Here is a 22,222-nt window from a genome sequence, read left to right on the forward strand (position 1 = left end):
ATTCTTGTTTTTAGCGTTGGCTGATACGAATTGGTTTGCTTTTATTCTGAGGCAAAAAGTTAGATTACCGTGCAAGAAATAGATAATTACATATAATTAGTTTACAGATGGTCGATAATTTAGCAAGAATGAATGTGGTCATTCATTAAATTTATTTATAAAAAATAAAAAGGCTTATACATAAAAATATGTATAAGCCTTTTTAATGTGGAGCATATCGGAATCGAACCGATCACCTCTTCACTGCCAGCGAAGCGCTCTACCAAATGAGCTAATACCCCAGTATGTCGTAAGACAGGACCAAGATAGTACTTTAATATGAAATTCAAAACATCGGCGTTCTAATTTTTTCATTTACCTCTGTATTTTTTATTAGAATAGCTAGAGTAATAGACTATTTTGGTTTATACAGATTTAAAACTATTTATTTTACATAAGTTAATTTATTGTATTTGAGCGTAATAATCTATTTTCTTTATTTTTTAACCATAAATTTTTGATAAGTGAGATTTCATAAAGCCTCAACTTCGGACCATTATGTTCTTGATAGGTGCAATTAGAAAATAATTCCTTGTAAATGAGTTGTTTGTTGATTGTGTTTTAATTATGACAAAAAAGTCTACTAAATCTATATATAAAAATATTACTTTTGCCACACAATAAAGACTACTAGTTTAGTAGATTATTGTTTTTCAATAAATATAAGCGAAACGGAGTCCGTATTAAATGCTTTATAAGTGCAGTATTAAAAATTCTAAACAGTATTACATGCAGTTAACAAACAAAATTTTTCCATTAGTAGCTACGGTATTAACCGTCTCAAGTATGAGTCAACTTCAGGCTCAGCAGCGCAATGTACAAGGTAAAGTTACAGATGTCACAACAGGAAAAGCGCTTTCAGGAGTTAATGTTGTTTTCTCCGGACAGACTAGAGGCACAACAACAAATGTAAATGGAGAATTTACACTCCCCGTACAGCAGGCTTCAGATACCATTATCGAATTTTCTTATATCGGTTATGAGACTCAAAAGGTAAAAGCTGACGGCGCTAATCTGACTGTCGCTTTGCAGGTTACCAGTCAAAACCTTGATGAGGTTGTGGTGGTCGCTTACGGTACATCTAAGCGCGCCAATATTACCGGATCAGTCAGCACGGTTAATGCAAAAGCAATTGAAAATAGACAGGTCTCCAGTATTTCGAAAGCGTTGGAAGGTCAAGTACCCGGCTTACAGTCGGTCGCATCTTCAGGTCAACCCGGTACTGATGCCGCAATCAGAATTAGAGGTATAGGGTCTATCAACGCCTCAAGTTCGCCATTGTTTGTCGTGGACGGAAATCCATTTTCAGGAGATATCAACTCGATCAATCCCAATGATATTCAATCCGTTTCTGTTCTGAAAGATGCAGCTTCAAGCGCCTTGTATGGATCTAGAGGTGCTAATGGTGTCATTATCATTACGACAAAAAGTGGTAAGTCTTCTGAAAATACGACGATCAATCTTAATTTTACCCAAGGTTATTCTGGAAGAGCGGTTCGTGACTACGATCAGGTATCTACGGATGATTATTTCCAAATGTATTGGGAGGCACTTCGTAATAAAAACCTTTCAAATGGCTTGACAGCCGCGCAGGCAGCAACAAATGCGACGAACAGTGTTATAACTGATCTGAATAAAAATCCATATGGGTCGGCATTTCCGCAGCCGGTAGGACTGGATGGGAAATTAGTTCCAGGAGCAAAAGCATTATGGAATGATCCATGGACCGATGTTTTGCAACGTACAGGTGTGCGTACACAAGGAGATTTAAGTTTCAGTGGTGGTGGTCCTAAAAATACCTATTTTATGTCCGGGAGTTATTTGGATGATCAGGGTATTGCAATTGAATCAGGTTTCAAACGGTATAATGTACGTGCCAATATTGATGGAAAGATGAAATCCTGGTTAAATGCAGGTCTCAATATAGCAGGTAGCAGTACACAGCAGAAATATCCGCAATCCGAAGATAGCAACACCGCTAATATTATCAATTTTTCCCGCTTAGTACCTTCTTTTTATCCTTACTACGAGCGTGCAGCAGACGGTTCTTATGTGCTGGATGAAAACGGAAATAAAATATATGATTTTGGACTTTACCGTCCGAGTGGCGCTACTCCAAAGAACAATCTGGCAGCTTCACTGCCTTTAGATAAAAATGATATCCGAAGAGAAAATGTTGCCGCTAGAGCCTACCTTGAGGCTGTTTTTTCAAAAGATCTGAAATTCCGATCTACTTATAGTCTAGACTATATCAATAGTAATACCCATAATTATACCAATCCTACGGTTGGTTTTGGTGTCGATACAAAAGGATCTGTGTCCAAATCCAATGTACGAACAGTAGGACAAACTTGGAACAATATTTTAACGTTTGATAAGCAGTTTGACCTACATCACTTGAATGTATTGGCAGGTCAGGAATATTATGATTTCAACAGTTCCAATATGAGTGGTAGTCGTCAGGGATTTGTACTTCCAGGATTTTACGAACCGGTCGCAGCGTCGCAATTGAATAATTTTACAGGATCTAGCGTCGATTACAGCTTATTGAGTTTCCTTGGACGTGCCGAATATAACTATGATAACCGTTATTATTTCTCGACCTCATTACGTACCGATGGATCATCCCGTTTTGCACCAGAAACCCGTTGGGGAACTTTCTGGTCAGTGGGCGGTTCATGGAAAATTGCGCAGGAAAATTTCTTGAAAGATGTTTCAGCTCTTAATCAGTTAACCTTGAGAGCTAGTTATGGAGGCCAGGGTAATGACAACTTGGGAACTTACTATGCTTACCAAGGCTTATATACTATTTCCAATAGTTTAGGTGAAGGCGGAACGGTTACAAGCCGATTGCCAACACCAGATCTGAAATGGGAGACAAACTTGAACTTTAATGTGGGTTTGGATGTTGCTGCTTTTAAAAATCGAGTTTCATTAAGTGTGGAATATTTTAATCGCCAAAGTAAAGATCTGTTATTTACAATGCCGATGCCTTATTCGAGCGGTTATTCAGGTTATGATGCCAATATTGGATCACTTCGAAATAGAGGATTCGATATCGATATACACACGATCCCAGTACTGACTGAAAACTTCAGATGGAACTTGGATGTGAATCTATCTCATTATACCAATAAAATCACCTCGTTGCCAAATAATAACAAAGATATCATTACGGGCACACGTGCATTACGAGTTGGTGGTACGATCTATGATTTCTTTATGCCGGAATGGGCGGGTGTAAATCCTGAAAATGGATTACCTCAATGGTATGTGGCCGATCAGGACGGGAAAAAAACAGATCAAAAAACATCTGAGTATACTAAAGCTGGATTTTTTGATGCCGGAAGCTCATTGCCTGATTTAATAGGTGGTGTAAGCAATAGCTTTAGTTATAAGAATTTTGATTTATCTGCTTTGGTCAGCTTCAGTTTAGGTGGACAAGTATTGGATAACGATTATATCCAGTTGATGCATACCGGAAATAATGTGGGAAGAGCGTGGAGTGTTGAAATGTTGAATCATTGGACACCAGAAAATACAGCTACAAACGTCCCAAAGTTGACCACAGATAATTTAAACTGGACTTCAACCTCCACACGCTTTTTATATGATGCAACGTATGCGCGTTTAAAGAATGTGAGTTTAGGCTATAGTTTACCTGGAGATTTAATCCGACGAATTGGACTCGGTAAATTACGCGTATTTGCAACAGCAGAAAACTTGCTAACTTTTTATGGACATCAAGGAATGGATCCGGAGCAGACATTAAATGGAGCTACTTATTTCCGGTACCCGGCTATGCGTACCATTTCAGGAGGTTTACAGCTTGTTTTTTAATGTTTAGGCAATCATATAAAAATAAAACAGTATGAATATGAAATTAAAATCTACCTATATACTTTTGGCAGTTTCCTTACTCGGTACATCTTGTAAAGATGTCTTGGACACGAATCCGACAACTGCCGTCGCTGAGTCCGAGATTTATAAAACGACCGCGAATGTTGAAACGGTTATTAATGGAACTTGGAAATACCTCAATGATACGTTTTTCACGTATGCCAATCCGGGCTACTCAGCTATTTTGCGTACCAGTGATGCCATGGGGAGTGACGTTGCTTTGACGACAAAATACGGATATCGCGATGCTTATACATTTTCAGAACTCAATAATAACCGATCTTACCGCATTAACTCTTTCTGGACTTTGCTTTATAAAGTCATCGATAATGCCAATAATATTGTTGCTAAAGTCGATGGCGCTGAAGGTAGGACAGAAGATAAGAATAGGTTAAAGGGGCAGGCAAAAGCACTCCGCGCATTTGCTTATCTGAATTTAGCATCTTTTTATCAGTTTAGTTATCAGAAAGATAAAAATGCGTTAACAGCACCGATTTATACTGAACCAAGCACCACAGCGACCAAAGGAAATCCGCGAGCAAGTCTACAGCAACTTTACGATCAAATTTTAAGTGACTTAAAAGATAGCCAAACACTTCTTGAAGGATATACCCGTACCGAGAAATATAAGATCAATCAGAATGTAGTTCAAGGTTTATTGGCACGTACCTATCTGCAGGTGGGTGAATGGAAGCTAGCAGCTGAGGCTGCAGAAAAAGCAAGAAGTACTTACAATCTTATGGGTGCAGCTGATTATCAGGCAGGGTTCAATGATCTTGGGAATTCAGAATGGATATGGGGACATAAGCAGACGACTGAACAAAGCAATGCTAGTTATACCTTCCATTATTTAGACGTATCCTCCGATGCATCTTATTATTTCAGCTTTATGGCAGATCCTTATTTTAAGAATTTATTTGACGAAAGCGATACGCGCTACAGTTTATTCGAGTGGGATCCATTGGCTGGACGTGAAGGGTTTTTAAGATATAAAAAATTCAAATTTAAACCCAACGTGATCGGAGATATCGTATATATGCGTTCTTCCGAGATGGTATTGATTGAAGCCGAAGGTTATGCGCGCGCAGGGCTGCAGGACAAAGCCATTGCTGCATTAAACACATTGCGTACAGCCCGTCAAGCAAAACTTTATGATGTGAGCCAAGGGAAAAACTTAATTGAAGAGATCTTGATAGAACGACGTAAAGAACTTTGGGGAGAAGGCTTCGCTTTATCGGATATTATTAGAACGCAAGGAAAAGTACAGCGTAAATTGTTTATTGATGAAACAGGTAAACCAATCCAGGTTTCGATCAAAACAGCAAATGGAGGTACTAAACTTGTTAATGGACAGGGACATCGCGTAGTGAAATTTCCGGATGGATCTAATTTCGTCACTAATAGCCCATATTATCTATTCACTATTCCAAACGAAGAAATTGTTAGAAATCCTAATTTATAATATGAATTGCTTTTTAATAAAAATAGGCCTCTTACAGTAGTAAGGGCCTGTTTTTTTATTACTTATTTCACGCTCATTTTTAATCTTTCTGATTACATACTATTATATACTTTCAGTCAACTATAATTATTTTAGAGGTACTCGTTTGGCTAATGTTTTTAATGCTCCTTTATAAGAATCGACTCCGCCAAGAAAAGGTTTTCTTGTGTCCGAAAACAGTTGCCTTCCAGTCGCATCATAAATAGTCATTAAAACTTTTGTGTCATAATTTGTACTGGTGTAGCTGTTGTTTGATTGGACAACAGTACCCTTCGTTTTATTATCTTTTTTCTTGTCATCATAAGATGCTACCCCAGATCCATAGCTGAATGTTCCTTTATTTTCAATATCATAAACCCCTAATACTACATAATCTACACCTAATAGTTTTGCTAATTCTTCCGGTGTATGATTGGCAATATCAGCGAGATTAATACCTGCTTTAGAAAGGGTAGCGTTGGTCGTCCTTGAATCTTGCATCTGAATAGAAAGTGATCGTGATCTCAAAGCATCGACACAGGCCTGCTGCACTTCCCGTCTCATCACATCGGTGGTAAGACCTTGGTCATTACTGGCAATTTCAAATGGAATAACAGCAAGTCTGTTCCCGCCCTGTATAGCGCTAGATTGTAATGCTGTTGCATTTACTGTACTGCTGGGATTACCAGCTGACCTAAAGGATTCTTCTCTTCCATTGGCAAATACAATTTTATCAATTAAAGATTTTTTAAGTTCGTATTGTAACTCCTCACCGGTATAAGAAAACTTGATGATTTCGTCCCCAATCGTGATGACTTTTCCTTTTTTCTGTCCACCGTCCATCAGATAGATGACATCTTCTTTTTGCTGCGCAAAAGCTGTGGACGTGCATATCAGTAAAGTGAAGAGATAAATTGTAAATTTTAAAATGTGTTTCATAGTTAAGTTAGATTAATTTTGCCTGCTTATATTTTGCTATCGTAAATATTGCCTGTTAGCGAGCTTAAAAGATTAACAAATAGCCATTAGAAATGGTTTTTAATCTATCAAATTATCTGATTAAAAACAGAAATGCAATGGCTGGAAAAGCAGCTTCAAAGAGTTAAAAGAAAATTGAAAGAGGTCATTACATTTTGACATCAATGGGTTGATCTACTAAGTCTTTTCGCTCTTTTAGATTAAAAATTATAAATATTGATTTGGCGTTTTTCGCAGATATTTTTTAAAGAATTCTATAAATGCACTCGGGCTAGAAAAATCTAATTCATCAGCTGTTTCGTTAACATTTCTACCATTGGTTAATAATTCTATTGATCGATGCAGCCTCCATTGTTGCCTCCAGTCCTGATAAGACATGCCTGTTTCTTTCATAAAAATGCGTCCAATTGTTTTTTCAGTTATCCCGATTTCTAACGCAAATTTCTTCATTAGCGGCGGTTTTGACTTCCCTATATTCCATTGGTCTATATAGGGTTGAAATCTTGGATCCGATGGCTCTACTAAGGTTAAGTTTTCACGAGATGCGTGCTGAAATTCTTCAAAAAAAACAGCTGTTATATTTTTCTGATTGCTCCAGTGCATATCCCAGGGCCAATACGATATACGTTCAATAACTTCTTTTAATAAAGGACTTATATTCATGATTATTAATTCATCAGGTAGGTTTTTGAACTTGTTGGGATCAAAATATATAGAACGATAAGCGACTGTATTTCTAATCGTAACGCTATGTAATACATTTGGTGGAATCCATGCCGCCATTGTAGGTGGTAATAAACTCTGTGTACTATCTGTACGTATTGACATGCATCCGCTAGGAGCATATAATAGTTGCGCCTTTTGATGTTTGTGGCGTCCTGAATCATGAGCATTCAATTCTGACGCAATGCCAATTACAGCAGCATCTATTTTGTCGGGATCAAAGTAATCATCTTTAGCTATGTATGTCATTGTCTTAATATTGATATTTTTTGTCTTAATACCAATAACAAGATACGATAAATCATGTGTTATTTTGCAAATTAATTAAAGTGAAAAATGAAAAATAAACCAAATTTGATGCTATTAATCATCTTGATTATGTTTCCACAATTTGTCGAAACAATTTATAGCCCAGCATTACCCGGTATCGCACAAGCTTTTCAGGTGAGCAATCAGCAGGCGTCGTTAACCCTATCATTTTACTTTATTGCTTTCGCATTTGGTGTAATCTTTTGGGGCATATTATCCGATATAATAGGGAGAAGAAGTGCTATGATCTGGGGATTATTTTTTTATTCAATTGGAGCTATTATGGCGCTATTAACCAGTGATTTCAATATGATATTAATCGCTCGGGTAGTCGCTGCTTTTGGAGCTTCCGTAGGTTCTATTATAACACAGACTATCCTTCGGGATGTATATCGAAAAGAAGACCTTAGTTCTGTATTTTCTATTATTGGAATTGCGCTCTCTTTAAGTCCTATTATCGGTTTTATAACGGGAGGTTATATGACTGAAAGCTTTGGATATCAGGGTGTATTTATGGTGGTTTTGTTAGTTGCGGTATTGTTGTTAATCAATGCTATAAAGTTTTTGCCTGAAACAAAAGCGCCTATTAAACAAGACCGTCCGAAAATTGGAACAGTTTTGAGACAATTATTAAGTGATCGGGTGATCTGGTTAAGTGCCCTATTGGTAGCATTATTCAACATCATGTTATTTAGCTACTATTCTTTAGGTCCATTTATATTTGAACAATCAGGGCATAGCGCAACACAATTTGGATATAGTGGTATTTTACTTGCCATTGGTTCATTAGCTGGGGGCGTATTGAATAAAAAACTTATTCATTTAAATTTTTCTGCACAACGATTGATTTATTTGTCATCTTTTATTTCTGTTATCGGTGCATTTGGTGTATTCATGCTGCAGGACAGTTTATGGTTTCTATTACCCATTATTTTTGTCCTGATTGCGTTCAGTATTGCAATACCCAATATATTAAGTCAGGCACTAATCAAATATAGAGACGTTGCTGGAACTGCAGGAGCTATATTTGGACTGCTTTATTATACGCTTATCGGTTTAGGTCTTATAGCTTCAGGATGGATTCAAGATTTAGGTGTGGTACTCATTTCATCCTCTTTGTTGACTATCTTATTGGCGTACACCTATAGAAAGTATCTACCCTAAGGAAGTTACATTACTCGGCAAATAGCTACTTTTACGCCATAACAGATCAATATATCATCATGAAGAGAATAGCTTTTTTTTACAGATACACATTTAGGTCAGGAAGTTTATGTAGTACATGACGATTTAGGTACTGAAAAAATGAATTATCGGGGAGAGCCTGATACACATAAAGAAAATTTAACAGCTATTTTAAAAGATATTGTTGAAAGAGGAATAACTGAGGTTGTATTTGGCGGGGATATCGGCTCAAAACAATCAAATTCGGACTTTTTTAATACCCTTCGTTCGTATGGTATCAAACCTAGGATTATTCTCGGTAATCATGATTCTTATTCAGAAGTTTCAAAATATTTTATTTCTGATTTTGCATCAGATGCACAGGAGATGCTAAACGTACAGGAAGATGACTTTTTTAAATATATTTATTTGGATACATCTTCTAACGCCATTACTGCAGGACAGTTGATATGGCTCAAAGAACAGTTGCAAACTGTAAAAAAAATTATTGTTTTTTCGCATCATCCTATTTTAGAAATCAGTACTCCAATTGATCATCTTGGTGCCGCTCTGAATAGACGGGACGAAATAAAATATGCTTTACTTCAGATTGACAATGAAGTAACGATCTTTTGCGGACATTACCACATGGAAGATGTCACTTCTGAAAAAAATATACTCCAATATTCAACCCTTGCTTGTTCCTATCAGATAGAAAAGGATGTTGATACTGTCATTATAAACGATCAGATCTATGGGTATGGCCTTATCGCAATCGAAAATGATCATATTAGCAGGACCCTAATCAGTTTTGATAAGTGAGTGTACGCTATCACAAAGTAGGATATCGCAACATACTGGTTTTCGTTAAAAAGATTTTGAATATCAATCATAGCATAAGCTTAAAATCATTCACAGGTATTTCCAGTGAATGCTCCTATACCAAAAATGGTTACCTTAAAATTTGCTTATTACCATTAATTTGGTAATAAGCTGTTCACTTCTGCTATGATTTCGTTGAGATCAAAAGGTTTTGCAAGAAAGCGGTCAGCTCCCGCCTCCATGGCAATCTTATTTCCATCCCCGCTTGCCGATATTACAAGAACGGGTAACTTTTTTATCTCCGGATTATCCCGGATTATTTTTAATATCTCATCCCCCGGTAAGATGGGCATCCAAAGGTCCAGCAATAGAAGGTCGGGCGATTGCATTAAAATTTCATTAATAATATGAATACTATTGATCTGTGGTAAAACCTCAAACCCTTCAATCTCCAGTAACATCTGGAGCACATCAAGTATTCCTTGATCATCATCACAAATCATTATCTTTTTCTTATCCATAGCATTAATTTTTTATGACCGGTAAAGTAAAATTAAAGGTCGATCCTTCGCCCTCTTCACTTTCTACCCATAACGTTCCTTTATGATTTACGATAATTTCATGAGAAACATATAGTCCGATTCCTAATCCGGGATATTTCTTTTGAATATTACTTGCTCTAAAAAACCTTTCAAAGATTTTGATCTTATCTTGGTGGCTGATACCCATTCCAAAATCTTTTACCGAAATTTTCACAAAATTTCCGACAACATTGATATAAACTTCAATATTTTTAGATCCTGGAGCATACTTTATCGCATTTGAAATTAAGTTGTTGAATACCTGTAAAATCTGCATTTCATCACCACAAACGCTGGCATTTGTGCATCCTGAAAATGAGATATTATACTCAGGATTAACCACAGATAGGTTTTCAATTGCTTCTTTTATTGTTTTATCAATTTCAAAAGGTTCTAGATGTAATTCTATATTGCCAGAATGAATTTTTGATGTGTCCAGTAATTTAGAAATAAGCTTATTTAGTTTTTCAATATATATAGAAACTTTATCGAGAGATGTCGTGAACTGATCTGGATTTTTAACAGGATCCATACGCTGGAGCAGTTGTATCAGACTTTTTATTGTCGTTAACGGCGTCTTCAGTTCATGGCTTGCTATAGAAAGAAAATCATCTTTTCTGCGATCCAACTCTTTTTTATCTGTAATATCCTCTATAGCAATGAGTATCCTGTCTTTATATTGTCCTTCAAACTCTATTCTATAAGCATTAAGAAGCATCACTTTTTTTCCAATATGCTGAAAATGATGCTCCACTTCATAATCAGTGACCGGATTATTTGTTGGCAATATTTTCGTTAAGAGATCTTTTAAACCATCAATGTCCCATTGATGGTTTCCGAGTTCAAAAAGTATTTTACCGACAGTCTCTTCTTGGGTAACTTTGAATGAACTGAGGAAGTGATTATTTGCACTTAAAACAACATAGTTTGAATCGAGTACCAATAAACTTTCTCTTACCGTTTGAATAATACTGGATAAAAAAGCCTCTTTTCCCATCAATTCTTTAGTACGTTGCTGTATTTTTTCCTCTACAGATGATTTCTCTTCACGCAAATCGTACTCCACCTTTTTCCGATGTGTTACATCATTTTGCACTCCGATAAAGTGAGTGATAAGCCCGTCCTCATTTTTAACAGGAGATATGAATAATTCATTCCAGAACAATTGACCATTCTTTCGGTAGTTTCTAATTTCGACCTTACACTCTATGCCATCTCTTATACTTTCTTTAAGAAGTTGTCTTTCAGCTTGCGATCTGTCCTGGGCTTGAAGGAAACGACAGTTATGACCTATTATTTCATCTTTACTGTAACCGGATATTTTTTCAAACGCACTGTTACAATAGATTATAGGATTATCGGGTTGTAAATTATCTGTGATAATAATACCCGAGTTTGCCGAATTTAAGGCTTGAAGATATATATGGAGATTCTCATTTATCATAAAATTTATTTTCGTTACATGCTGTCTTTATCAGGATGTATAGACTGCATTTCAAAATATATTAATTATAGAATCAATTTTACAAATACTATGCCTTTACAAGCACCTCATCTTTTATAATTTTCTACAAGCGGATCGTTTACTGCCCATAAAACCTTCTCGATAATCATCTTATTTAAAGATATCTTGCCATCATTTGGCGGACTTTATTGAGGTTTTAACGGTTAAAAATAAGTGAATTAAGTTTTTTATATCCATCCAATGGAAAGATAATTTATAACAAATTAGCATTGTCGATCAAACGGTATTTTTTCGATGAATATAACGTAGTGTGGTAGTTATAAACCGTAGAAATTCATGAAGGTCAGGTATTTTTTGATTGTTCTTTACATGCCATAAGGAAATACGAATTTTATTACATTTCGTTGTTAAAGATGATGTTTTAATTGCGTTGGAAATTTAATTCCCTGCTATATGTAATTTATAAATCGATCTTCTTGTTTAACTTTTACGTTCAAAGTTCATCTCCCGGCCTTTGTTATAAATTGATTAAAATCAAAAGGGCCTAATTCTCATTAGACCCTTTATCTTGGCGTTCAACTGCACAGTAATTTTTATGTTTCTTATCGTTTCCTCTTTTTTGTTTCATCATCCAAATGGTTTTGGGACACTTGGATTTTATTACTGCACTACGTCATTTATCGTTTTATACTTAATAAAAAGTAATGTTGATTGCTGCTTTATATGAGATGAACACTTGGGCTCAGAAAAAGTTCATATAAATAAATATTTTTTTGATTTTTCGGAACTTTTTGAATAATTACCGCTATAATATAATTGTTTCCTGGTAAGTAAGTTTTATCGAAGGTGTTTCGGCTTTAAGTTTTGTTCTGCACATTCGACAATTTCAGTGATTCTTTTTTGTCGTACCTGCGGTTGTCTGGCAAGAACAATCCATTGTAAAATAGCTTTCTTTACCGATTTGCTTAAACTTACATAGAACACTTTAGCATGAGGTTTAGTTGCAAATTCCGCTTCAAGATCTTCTGGGATAATCAATTCTTCCACCTCATCCAGTAGTGTCCAGAAACCATTTTCCTTTGCAATTTCTATGCTGTTGTAACCAGCTTCATGCAGGAGGCCGTTTTCAATGAGATTTATTATTTTTTGTTTATTGATTTTTGACCAAGTACTTTTAGATTTACGTCTGCTAAAATATTGATGGGAAGTTTCGTTATCTACAGAAATCTTTTTACTGTCAATCCAGCCGAAGCAAAGTGCAACATCGACTGCCTCACTCCAGGTAATCGATTTTTTTTCAGAACTTTTTTTATGAAAAACAATCCATACAGCCTGTTTTGTCTGATGGTTTTCCATTAACCATTCGCGCCAGGCTCTACTATCAATAGGATAAAATATTTCTATTTCTTGCATCATCATTTAAAACGATTGTTTCAGGTTCTATTGCTCCAATATCGAGCGACTTATTATACCTTAAATGTAAACATAAACTTAATTGTACAGTTGCATTTTATTTGAAAAATAGAAAAAATGATGATTAGTCGCATTGTTTATACCTAAAACTCTTGCTGATTAATACATTATAAATCAGCAAGAGTTGTTTCATAAGAGGTACAGTTTATGTAGGTAAAGCAGTATCTGTTATTGATTATAGCGTTGCCATATCAATGACAAAACGGTACCGAACATCACCTTTTTCCATCCGCTTATATGCTTCATGAATATCTTTAATATCAATCAGTTCAATATCTGATACAATATTATGTTCAGCACAGAAATCTAACATTTCCTGCGTTTCTTTAATACCGCCTATACCCGAGCCGGCTAGACTTTTACGTCCATCCAGTAGTGCAAATGGTGGTATTTGAGAAGGAACTGCAGGAATTCCAACACAAATATGAGTTCCATTTGTTCGTAGGAGAGACAAATATGATGCGATATCATGTTCTGCACTGACGGTATCTAATATAAAATCAAATGTTCCTTTAGCCGCTTCAAACTGTTCAGGATCTGTTGTTACAACAAAATGGTGGGCACCTAATTTTCTGGCATCAGCTTCTTTTTTAGGTGAAGTACTGAGCACCGTAACATCAGCACCAAATGCCACAGCAAATTTCACTCCCATATGGCCTAAGCCACCTAATCCTAAAATAGCTACTTTGTGACCTTTTCCCACTTTCCAGTGGCGTAGGGGAGAATACGTAGTTATGCCAGCGCATAATAAAGGGGCTATTGCAGCTAAATCTAACTTATTAGACACATGTAGAACAAAATCTTCGTTAACGACAATTGTTTTAGAATAACCACCATATGTAGGCATACCATCCGTGTATGGATTTACACCATTGTATGTTTGTACGTTACCATTTTTACAATACTGCTCCAATCCATCTTTACAATTTTCACAGTCTCTACAAGAGTCTACCATACATCCTGTTCCTGCTAAATCCCCGATTTTGAATTTCGTGACTTCAGATCCTATTTGGACAACCTTACCTACGATTTCATGCCCCGGTACCATGGGAAATAAACCTTCAAACCAATCATTGTTAATCTGATGTAGATCCGAGTGACAAACCCCACAAAATAAAATATCAAATTGTACGTCTTTAGGCCCCAGTTCACGACGTTCAAAATTCCATTCGGCAAGCCCAGCACCAGCCTGCTGAGCCGCATATCCTTTCGTTGTAATCATAGATTCTGTTTTTTATATAAATTAATGTTTTATTTGATAGCTTTTTCTAAACGCTTGCGGAGTTAAGCCTATATTTTTCTTAAAAAATTGATTGAAATTTGATTGATCTGCAAAACCGATGCTAAATCCTATCTCTTGTAAACTCCAGTCAGATTGGATCAATAAAGCTTTGCTCTCTTCCAGCAAACGATTTTTAATGTGCGTACTCACATTTTGACCTGTATACTTCTTTAATATCGCATTTAAGTAATTAGGATGTATAGATAGCGAGTTCGCAAATTCTTTAGCGGTTTTAATACGCACCGGATTATGCCTATTGATATCCGAAGCCTCAGCTTCCAATAATTGAAAAAAATCGTGAATCTGTCTATATTCTTCACTTACAATATCAGGTTTTGGAAAATTAGCAAACTGTAAACTTTCAATCATTACCATTTGCATATACGTTTGTAAGCGGTCCTCCGTCATGCCATCCTGATCTTCATATTGTTTAAGCATAATGGCGAACCAATGATTTAAAGAGTCTAGATCATTTTCGCCCAATCGAATGACATTTTTCTCTATTTTACTAAACAGTTCATATTTTTCCATTGCAACCTTTAAGATCGGCTGTTCATCCAGATAACGTTTTTTAAACAAGACGTAATATCCGTCAGAATCATCAGAAAGATTCTTCCAGGAGATAATTCCATTCGGATGCAGAAAGATAATTGTCGGCTTATCGATGTAATATGTGTGTGTACCGATAGTAAGAATACCTGTTCCTTTAGAAATATATAATATTTTATAAAAGTCCCTGCGATGTGGAGACAGATAATTTTTACAAGGATCCTCTTTTCGGCTCACCACACGGATATTCCAATTCTCAAAATAAGCATGGCTTACCGGTAAGAAATCCGCTGAGTTTCGTAGCAAATCTACCTTTTCGATATCCGAAGTTTTCAACATAATGAGCTATTAAATATTTTATAGAATACAAATGTACCGCTTGTCTTTTTCAAAATATTATGATTTACTTTCTGTTTTTTATGAAAATCAAAGGTCACATCAAAACAAGATCCTGATAAGTGAAAATCAATATAGATGCGCCATAGCTAATTTAAATAATATTTAAGATAGTTGCTCTATTTCATTATCGGGAAGATCAGTATGTACTCCCATTTCTTCAAAATGTTGGGGTCAATAAAAGCTGGAGGATTTGATGTTTTAGATTGGAGTATAAAAAAAATCCTTCTGAACTATTCAGTTCAGAAGGATATCAAGTGCGGAAGAAGGGACTCGAACCCCCACGCCTTGCGGCGCCAGATCCTAAGTCTGGTGCGGCTACCAATTACGCCACTTCCGCATTAGGATTTCTTTGATGTCGCAAATATAAAAACGAAACCTATACTTTGCAAGTATTCTGCTCTTATTCGTTATGGCCGATACAGATGATGCTGTTTATGAGCAGAATATTTTTTTTAGCAAATTAATTTTTTTGTTGTTTACAATTCTATTTTAGCTTGATGATAATAAACATCAAGCTTTGAAAATATGATTTTATTTTGAAGCTTTTGCTCCCCAAAGCACCCAAATTAATCGAAAACTAGATTCATTTAATGTTCTGTATCCATATTGTTTTTTTTATAAAGCTGTTTGATATATAAAACAGCTACTATTAGCGGGTTAAGAATCTTGGTAAATGGGTTTAAATATCCTAATTTTTATTTTAATATATTCATTTATAGGTTTTTGTAAAAGTGTGATAGCGATGTGAAATATCTTTTTTCTTTGATTATTTATTTAATGTTAATCTTTACCACAGAAATAATTGAGATATGTTTATGCTTTGCTGATGGTGACAATAGGACCATCGATTGGTAGTGCATATTACTTTTTTGATTATTAAATGAAATTTCAATTGTATGTTCATAATGGTACAGTTGAATTCACCTCAACAGGGATTAACGTGATCCTTGTTGAGTTCATTTTCTTTAAATATTATTGAACATCGATATTTGTGGTCACAAAATATCCTTCTAGCATGTAATTAATAAAAGGCGTCGATCAAATATTATTACTGTATCTTTTGCATGAATTGCATAAAATCAAAAGAGTTTTAAAGTAAGGATGATGCTTTACTTAGCATTATCCCAAGGTTTAAAATCTGATGAGATCGGTTTTGTCAGATCAAATTCGACTGAAAAAACCCGTTCCGAACCTATTCGCCTGAGGTTGTAAGAAAACTTAGTTTCATTAATTGTTACCCACCAGACATTAAAAGCAGCGTAGTCGATTAGTTCTTCGGTTGCTGCATCAGCAGGAAATAGCTGCATCTCAGCTGTTCCTTCGTTGGTTGCGGTCCCACCATAAAAAGTGATATTGTCTGGATTTCCATCTGGCTTTCTATGATCATGTTTTAGCTCTACAAGATTATTATTCAAGGAGAAGATCCAGGTACGTGATTTGTCGTCCCCTACAAAGAAGGGAACCTTGACTTCACTGTCACTATAGCGCATTACCTGCATCAACAAACGTTTGCCGGTAAACCCGTCACCTTCCTTTCCGCCAGCAATAATAGTTCCTTCATAATAATTACCTAAATGTGTTTTAAAAGCTTGTATAAAAGCTTTTGAATTTGATTCCTGAGCATTCGATACGCTGATAACGAAATACGCAATGACGAAGAATAGGGATTTTTTCATATATATTAATGACGGTAATTACAATCTTATTATAAGGCTTTACTGCTGATTGCTGTATGAGAGATTCACAGTTTCATTCATAACAGTAATTTATTTTGAATCCTATAAAAGTACAAAAAATAGCTTGATATTGGCAGTATATTTAACACTTAGAAAATATCGATGAGCGATTTTGAGGTTCATAAATTTTTCACCTATCCTTAATACTCAATTTATATTAAAGCGAGATATTTGCTACAGATGAAACACCTTTGATCTAAAGAGTATACCTGTGAAAACAATAGACGAAATTCTATTAAAACGCCTTGTTGATGCTGATTACAGTGCTTTTAACGAGATTTATGACCATTATTGGAACCTGCTTCTTCGTATTGCCATTAAGAAAATAGGAGATGTTGATTTGAGCATGGATATCGTGCAAGATCTTTTTGTGGACCTTTGGCAAAGACGGCACACCATTACCATTCATACCGGATTACGGGCATACCTCATTTCGGCCTTATATCATAAACTCTTTCAGCATTTTAGAAAGCAAGGGATCCATGAAAAACATATTGACCAATATAAGTTATTAATACACGACGGTTTGCAAGAAATATTCACTGTGAATGGCTACGAAGAAAACTATACCCATGTTTTAGTTGCCATCGAACAGTCTATAGAAGATATGCCAGATCGCATGCGCGTCGTCTTTAATTTGAAATATCAGCGTAGTCTCAGTAATCTTGAAATCGCAGAACAATTAGGGATATCACTTCAGACAGTTAAAAATCAATTAAGCAAAGCATTGACACTTGTGCGCACACACATGCAACAGCAACAGTTAAATCCGATGGTCTATTTGTCGGTTTCATTATTATTGTTCTTCTAATCGGGTTTGTTGTACCGTTGTAGATCTGTCTTTTTATTTAAAATAAACTTAACATAAACTTCATGCATTTTGCATGGTACGATCTCTTGGTTATCGCAACTATTAGGATGTATGCAAGATAGAAAAAGAGAACTGGAAGAGTTGATCAATAAATATTCGGAGGGACGGCTTACTGATCTAGAGCGTGGACACTTAATGAAGTGGATGCGCGAATTGGATCTTTCGAACAAAGAGCAGATTGATATGAATCAGTCCTATCGTAAAATGAAAGAACAGATAGATTCCCGTTTACTCCTGCCGGAGGTAGACGTCCAAAAGGCTGGTCATTCCTGGCAACTTTTGGGACAGGTGGCAGCAGTCTTGCTTTGTTGTCTTTCTTTGGGATGGTATCTAGTAGACCGAGATCGTATTCATGAACCGCAGAAAGTTGCATACAGCACAATCATGCCATCTTTGATAAAGCCAATCAAGAAGGTCTTTACGGTGTCTAAGGACAGTTTAGTGGTATTGGAAGATGGTACTCGCGTTCATCTTTTGGCCAATTCGACGATGACTTGGACGCAACCCTTTCCGGATGACTGCCGTGCAATTCAATTGCAGGGAAAAGCATTTTTTGAAGTGGCTCACGATCATGAACGTCCATTTACTGTTCTAGCAAGCAATATTCTAACAACAGCGCTAGGAACCTCTTTCTGGGTTGTGCAGGACAATAAAAGTGCAAAACCCAAAATACGCCTGGTGACTGGACGGGTTTCCATCAAAGAGAAAACAGCAGATGGCGCAGTACGCTTACTTGCATTTTTGACTCCTGGGCAGTCGTGGAAAGAAACGGTAGCACCGGCTAGACAGCGCGATCGTCATCCGGAAGTAGAGGAGCAAATAGTGGAAGCAGCAGTCATCGACACGCTGACTTTTCATCATAAACCTTTAGAAGAAGTCTTGCCTGCCTTAGCATCATTATACCATACAACGATTCGCTTTTCTTCAAAAGAAGTTTCAGGGCTTTCATTTTATGGTACTTATACAAAAGATGATGATATCGCACAGATCTTACAGACAATCTGCTTTGCCAATGATTTAGAGATGACGTTTAATGCTGCAACCAATACCTATGCGATTACAAAAGTAAGCCAGTAAAAAAATAAAAAATAACCAGCAGCACCCTACGAAAAAGAGGGAGCCTGGACATATTATGCACAATTATTAATGAAAAATATGCGAATATCTTTAACTATGAAAATGCCTTCCAGCAGGGCTTTATTACTGCTATTAGCGATTGCTTTTGGCGAAAGGGGCTTTGCCCAGGAGCGTGGAGAACTTGTTGTTATCGTGCAGGACGCGAAGGCAAAAGGTCTGGCCAATGCTACCGTAACTGTAAAGAATAAAGTGAATAATTTGAAGCGATCCGGCCAAGCTGATCAGCAAGGAAAAGCGGTGTTCAATAATCTGCCCGTAGACAGCAATTATTGTATTTTAGTAACTTATACCGGATTACAACCGAAAGAAGATTGCCAATACATCGTCACTTCGGGCAAGCGCTCAAGTGTTGTTTTTCAATTGACAGATACTGCTTCAAATAACATGGATGAAGTTGTCGTCATCGGTTATGGTACCCAGAAAAAAACCAATCTTTCCGGTGCTGTAGATCATATCAGTGGAGAAGTACTGGAAAGCCGTCCGATTTCAAATGCCGCACAGGGACTTCAGGGTATAGCACCAAATTTAAACATACAGTTTAATTCAGGAGCACCTGGTGCTGTGCCCAATATTAACATTCGCGGTATCACGTCCATCAATGGTGGAGATCCACTTATTTTAGTAGACAACGTACCTGTTTCGGCGGCTGAACTGATTCGTATTGCCCCACAGGACATCGAATCATTTACCGTGATTAAGGATGCTTCTGCTGCGGCAATATATGGCGCGCGGGCATCTTTTGGTGTTCTAATCATCACCACTAAAACGGGTAAGGGTGATGTTAAAGTAAGTTATTCAAATAATTTTACTTGGAATACGCCAACTGTTATGCCTGATAAAATAACGGATCCATATGTATTTTCCAGATTATTGGAAACCTCTACTGATAATACCCCTTGGGATAATGTGAATTACTCCGATCAATTTTACCAATATGCAAGAGAGCGCTCTGACAATCCTTCTATTCCCGGAGTGCGGATCAATCCATCAGATGCCAAAGCTTGGGAATATATGGGCAATCGGGACTGGACACGTTACTTCCTTTCAGATTGGAATTCAACCCATTCACACGACCTGTCCATCTCAGGATCCAATGAAAAAGTACAGTATTACATCAGCGGAAGTTACAATCGCCAAAATTCACCCGTTAAACTTACAGAAGATTATTTTGACCGGTACAATCTGCGATCAAAAGTAAACTATCGACTTTCAGATTTTATATCATTCGGCAATAATACCGTGATTGGTAGTACGCGACGACTTGAACCTTCACAAATGAATTTGGCCGATATCTATAATATTTTTCCAACAAGCTACGATAAGAACCCTGATGGCACATGGGCTAATGCTGCAGCCGGAAATATCGCCGCACGGATGGTCGATGGCGGTAAAAGTGATCAAAAACGTTTGGATGTTCAGTCTACTTTTAATACAGAACTTCGTTTTTTTGGCAACAAGTTTAAACTGAATGCAGATTACACTTTTCAGCGCAATTCACTGAATAGAAATTGGTATACGACACAATATCAGATCGGATATGGACCTGACGATGTCCGCAAAGAAGGAACTACTGGTGCTTTCCGCGAAGCTGGATTCTCCTACTATAACGTCTATAATATATATGGTACCTATATGCAGTCATTTAATAAGCATCAGGTAAATGCTGTGGTCGGATTTAATCAGGAAGACTATCGGTACGAGCTTATTAATGCCGAACGTTCGGGATTGATTTCAGAATCATTCCCTACGATCCAATTTGCTACAGGAACCATGAGAATGGGGGAGGCTATTGATACCTATGCATTGCGCGGTGCATTCTATCGGTTAAACTACACCTACGACGATAAGTACATCGTAGAATTCAACGGCCGATATGATGGATCTTCTCGTTTTCCAAAAAGTAAGCGTTTTGGTTTCTTCCCTTCCGGTTCTGTTGCCTGGCGATTAGACCGTGAAAATTTCATGTCATCACTATCAGGTATTGATTTATTAAAGGTGAGAGCGTCATACGGACAACTTGGTAATCAGTCTGTATCCAACTATGGTTATCTTCCTTCGATGGAGAAAAAGGATTCAGATTACTTACTTGGCAGCGAGCGAGGTATCTATATTCAAGTTCCATCTTTGGTTTCGCCCAATTATACCTGGGAGAAAGTCAATACGGTCAATGTCGGTGTAGATGTTGCTGTTCTTAAAAATAAATTTTCTGCCAGTTTTGATTATTATTCAAGAAGTACGCTAGGTATGTTGACCTTAGGTAAGGATCTTCCCAATATATTGGGTGCTGCCGAGCCGCGTGAAAATGCCGCCGATCTCAGGACTAATGGATGGGAGTTGACGCTTAATTTTCAGGAACGTTTCGAAGTGGCTAATGCTCCATTGCACTTTAACGCCAAATTATTGTTGTCAGATTCACAGTCCAAGATCACCCGCTTTGACAATCCCAATAAAAGTATTTTGCAATATTATGATGGGATGCAGTTAGGTGAAATCTGGGGATTGGAAAATAACGGTCTTTTCAAAGATCAGGCAGAGATCGCTAAATTGGATCAAACCTCCATTATTCCTTGGGGTGCATTATCCATCGTACCGGGCTGGCCGACCTATGTTGATCAGGATAATAATGGTAAGATTGAGAAGGGATATACACTTGGCGACACAAAAGATCTTAAAATCATCGGAAACTCCACGCCCCGTTATCAATTTGGGGTAGACCTATCAGCAGATTGGAAAGGTCTTGACCTACGCGCATTTTTCCAAGGAATTGGCAAACGCGATTATTATCCATTGGATTATCTGTATTGGGGTACTTATCAGCAGCCTTACGGAAATTTTTATGGACACTTGCTTGATTTTTACCGCCCTGAAAGTGATTCGGAGATCGATCGCGCAAAACATTCTCAAGCATACCTAAATTTGGGGCTTGCAGATCAAAACCTCGATGCCGCTTATCCGATATTGCAGTCATGGCTGGCCGACCGTAATTTAGGGACACGTATCGATCAGGCACAGGGACTAGCGATTCCACAAACAAATTATTTACTGAATGCCGCTTATTTGCGACTCAAGAATTTAACGATCGGTTATACTTTACCTAAATCGCTTACTTCAAGAGCCAAGATCCGTCAGCTTCGGGTATATGTGAGTGGTGAAAACATCATCGAATGGTCTGCTGTAAAACGCTATTTTGATCCTGAAACCCTTAATGAAAATACCTATACCAATCCTACTGCGGGTTCAGATCGTGTCGGCAATGGACTTACTTATCCTTTTCAACGCAGTTTTTCTGCAGGTGTCCAATTAACTTTTTAATC

The 22,222-nt window shown here is 36.9% G+C and carries 14 protein-coding genes, 2 tRNA genes and 1 pseudogene; 7 read left to right on the forward strand and 10 right to left on the reverse strand.

Features of this window, described 5'->3' with window-relative positions; genetic code table 11:
* Nucleotides 1-208: 208 nt before the first annotated feature.
* Nucleotides 209-281, reverse strand: a tRNA-Ala gene (locus tag HCX49_RS12230).
* Nucleotides 282-768: 487 nt separating this feature from the next.
* Here HCX49_RS12230 and HCX49_RS12235 point away from each other — a divergent pair.
* Complete coding sequence (locus HCX49_RS12235; protein ID WP_206368437.1) at nucleotides 769-3,879, forward strand: SusC/RagA family TonB-linked outer membrane protein; 3,111 nt, start codon at nucleotides 769-771, stop codon at nucleotides 3,877-3,879.
* A gap of 31 nt (nucleotides 3,880-3,910) precedes the next feature.
* Nucleotides 3,911-5,401 carry a RagB/SusD family nutrient uptake outer membrane protein gene (locus tag HCX49_RS12240; protein ID WP_237682787.1) on the forward strand — a complete coding sequence of 497 codons (1,491 nt, stop codon included), beginning with the start codon at nucleotides 3,911-3,913 and terminating at the stop codon, nucleotides 5,399-5,401.
* Nucleotides 5,402-5,527: 126 nt separating this feature from the next.
* On the opposite strand, the gene HCX49_RS12245 is transcribed toward HCX49_RS12240, so the two are convergent.
* Both HCX49_RS12245 and HCX49_RS12250 read right to left on the reverse strand, forming a co-directional pair.
* Complete coding sequence (locus tag HCX49_RS12245; RefSeq protein ID WP_168127208.1) at nucleotides 5,528-6,358, reverse strand: hypothetical protein; 831 nt, start codon at nucleotides 6,356-6,358, stop codon at nucleotides 5,528-5,530.
* A 246-nt stretch (nucleotides 6,359-6,604) separates the two neighbouring features.
* Nucleotides 6,605-7,369, reverse strand: a complete 765-nt coding sequence (locus HCX49_RS12250; protein ID WP_168127209.1) for an AraC family transcriptional regulator — start codon at nucleotides 7,367-7,369, stop codon at nucleotides 6,605-6,607.
* A gap of 87 nt (nucleotides 7,370-7,456) precedes the next feature.
* Between HCX49_RS12250 and HCX49_RS12255 the strand changes: the two genes are divergently transcribed.
* On the forward strand, nucleotides 7,457-8,593 hold the full coding sequence (locus HCX49_RS12255) for a multidrug effflux MFS transporter (protein ID WP_168127210.1): 1,137 nt from the start codon (nucleotides 7,457-7,459) through the stop codon (nucleotides 8,591-8,593).
* An 84-nt stretch (nucleotides 8,594-8,677) separates the two neighbouring features.
* Nucleotides 8,678-9,415 (forward strand): annotated as a pseudogene (locus HCX49_RS12260) (metallophosphoesterase family protein); the annotation flags it as partial.
* Between the two features lie 155 nt (nucleotides 9,416-9,570).
* On the opposite strand, the gene HCX49_RS12265 reads toward HCX49_RS12260, so the two are convergent.
* From HCX49_RS12265 to HCX49_RS12295, 7 genes are all read right to left on the reverse strand, one after another.
* Nucleotides 9,571-9,936 carry a PleD family two-component system response regulator gene (locus HCX49_RS12265; RefSeq protein ID WP_168127211.1) on the reverse strand — a complete coding sequence of 122 codons (366 nt, stop codon included), beginning with the start codon at nucleotides 9,934-9,936 and terminating at the stop codon, nucleotides 9,571-9,573.
* Between the two features lie 4 nt (nucleotides 9,937-9,940).
* A complete protein-coding gene (locus tag HCX49_RS12270) occupies nucleotides 9,941-11,440 on the reverse strand; it encodes a PAS domain-containing sensor histidine kinase (protein WP_168127212.1) in 1,500 nt (499 codons plus the stop codon).
* An 858-nt stretch (nucleotides 11,441-12,298) separates the two neighbouring features.
* Nucleotides 12,299-12,880: a YdeI/OmpD-associated family protein gene (locus tag HCX49_RS12275; RefSeq protein WP_168127213.1), complete on the reverse strand. Its 582-nt coding sequence runs from the start codon at nucleotides 12,878-12,880 to the stop codon at nucleotides 12,299-12,301.
* A 229-nt stretch (nucleotides 12,881-13,109) separates the two neighbouring features.
* A complete protein-coding gene (locus HCX49_RS12280; RefSeq protein ID WP_168127214.1) occupies nucleotides 13,110-14,156 on the reverse strand; it encodes an NAD(P)-dependent alcohol dehydrogenase in 1,047 nt (348 codons plus the stop codon).
* A 21-nt stretch (nucleotides 14,157-14,177) separates the two neighbouring features.
* Entirely contained in the window at nucleotides 14,178-15,104 is a 927-nt protein-coding gene (locus HCX49_RS12285) for an AraC family transcriptional regulator (RefSeq protein WP_168127215.1), read from the reverse strand.
* 315 nt (nucleotides 15,105-15,419) lie between these two features.
* Nucleotides 15,420-15,501, reverse strand: a tRNA-Leu gene (locus HCX49_RS12290).
* 772 nt (nucleotides 15,502-16,273) lie between these two features.
* Complete coding sequence (locus tag HCX49_RS12295; protein ID WP_168127216.1) at nucleotides 16,274-16,840, reverse strand: hypothetical protein; 567 nt, start codon at nucleotides 16,838-16,840, stop codon at nucleotides 16,274-16,276.
* Between the two features lie 271 nt (nucleotides 16,841-17,111).
* Here HCX49_RS12295 and HCX49_RS12300 point away from each other — a divergent pair, with 271 nt between their 5' ends.
* The 3 genes from HCX49_RS12300 (at nucleotide 17,112) to HCX49_RS12310 (ending at nucleotide 22,220) form a co-directional block, all read left to right on the forward strand.
* Complete coding sequence (locus tag HCX49_RS12300; RefSeq protein ID WP_168127217.1) at nucleotides 17,112-17,711, forward strand: RNA polymerase sigma factor; 600 nt, start codon at nucleotides 17,112-17,114, stop codon at nucleotides 17,709-17,711.
* Nucleotides 17,712-17,822: 111 nt separating this feature from the next.
* A complete protein-coding gene (locus HCX49_RS12305) occupies nucleotides 17,823-18,848 on the forward strand; it encodes a FecR family protein (protein ID WP_168127218.1) in 1,026 nt (341 codons plus the stop codon).
* A 96-nt stretch (nucleotides 18,849-18,944) separates the two neighbouring features.
* A complete protein-coding gene (locus HCX49_RS12310) occupies nucleotides 18,945-22,220 on the forward strand; it encodes a SusC/RagA family TonB-linked outer membrane protein (protein WP_237682788.1) in 3,276 nt (1,091 codons plus the stop codon).
* Nucleotides 22,221-22,222: the final 2 nt, after the last annotated feature.

Origin of the sequence: Sphingobacterium sp. B16(2022) (genome assembly GCF_012030425.1) — a bacterium.
GTDB classification, from domain to species: domain Bacteria; phylum Bacteroidota; class Bacteroidia; order Sphingobacteriales; family Sphingobacteriaceae; genus Sphingobacterium; species Sphingobacterium anhuiense.

Excerpts from the sequence above, each read along its gene's own strand:
- HCX49_RS12255 (WP_168127210.1), top strand. The coding sequence starts at position 7,457 with ATGAAAAATAAACCAAATTTGATGCTATTAATCATCTTGATTATGTTT.
- HCX49_RS12245 (WP_168127208.1), bottom strand. The coding sequence starts at position 6,358 with ATGAAACACATTTTAAAATTTACAATTTATCTCTTCACTTTACTGATA.
- HCX49_RS12270 (WP_168127212.1), bottom strand. The coding sequence starts at position 11,440 with ATGATAAATGAGAATCTCCATATATATCTTCAAGCCTTAAATTCGGCA.
- HCX49_RS12310 (WP_237682788.1), top strand. The coding sequence starts at position 18,945 with ATGAAAATGCCTTCCAGCAGGGCTTTATTACTGCTATTAGCGATTGCT.
- HCX49_RS12240 (WP_237682787.1), top strand. The coding sequence starts at position 3,911 with ATGAATATGAAATTAAAATCTACCTATATACTTTTGGCAGTTTCCTTA.
- HCX49_RS12295 (WP_168127216.1), bottom strand. The coding sequence starts at position 16,840 with ATGAAAAAATCCCTATTCTTCGTCATTGCGTATTTCGTTATCAGCGTA.
- HCX49_RS12275 (WP_168127213.1), bottom strand. The coding sequence starts at position 12,880 with ATGATGATGCAAGAAATAGAAATATTTTATCCTATTGATAGTAGAGCC.
- HCX49_RS12235 (WP_206368437.1), top strand. The coding sequence starts at position 769 with ATGCAGTTAACAAACAAAATTTTTCCATTAGTAGCTACGGTATTAACC.
- HCX49_RS12305 (WP_168127218.1), top strand. The coding sequence starts at position 17,823 with ATGCAAGATAGAAAAAGAGAACTGGAAGAGTTGATCAATAAATATTCG.
- HCX49_RS12265 (WP_168127211.1), bottom strand. The coding sequence starts at position 9,936 with ATGGATAAGAAAAAGATAATGATTTGTGATGATGATCAAGGAATACTT.
- HCX49_RS12285 (WP_168127215.1), bottom strand. The coding sequence starts at position 15,104 with ATGTTGAAAACTTCGGATATCGAAAAGGTAGATTTGCTACGAAACTCA.
- HCX49_RS12250 (WP_168127209.1), bottom strand. The coding sequence starts at position 7,369 with ATGACATACATAGCTAAAGATGATTACTTTGATCCCGACAAAATAGAT.
- HCX49_RS12280 (WP_168127214.1), bottom strand. The coding sequence starts at position 14,156 with ATGATTACAACGAAAGGATATGCGGCTCAGCAGGCTGGTGCTGGGCTT.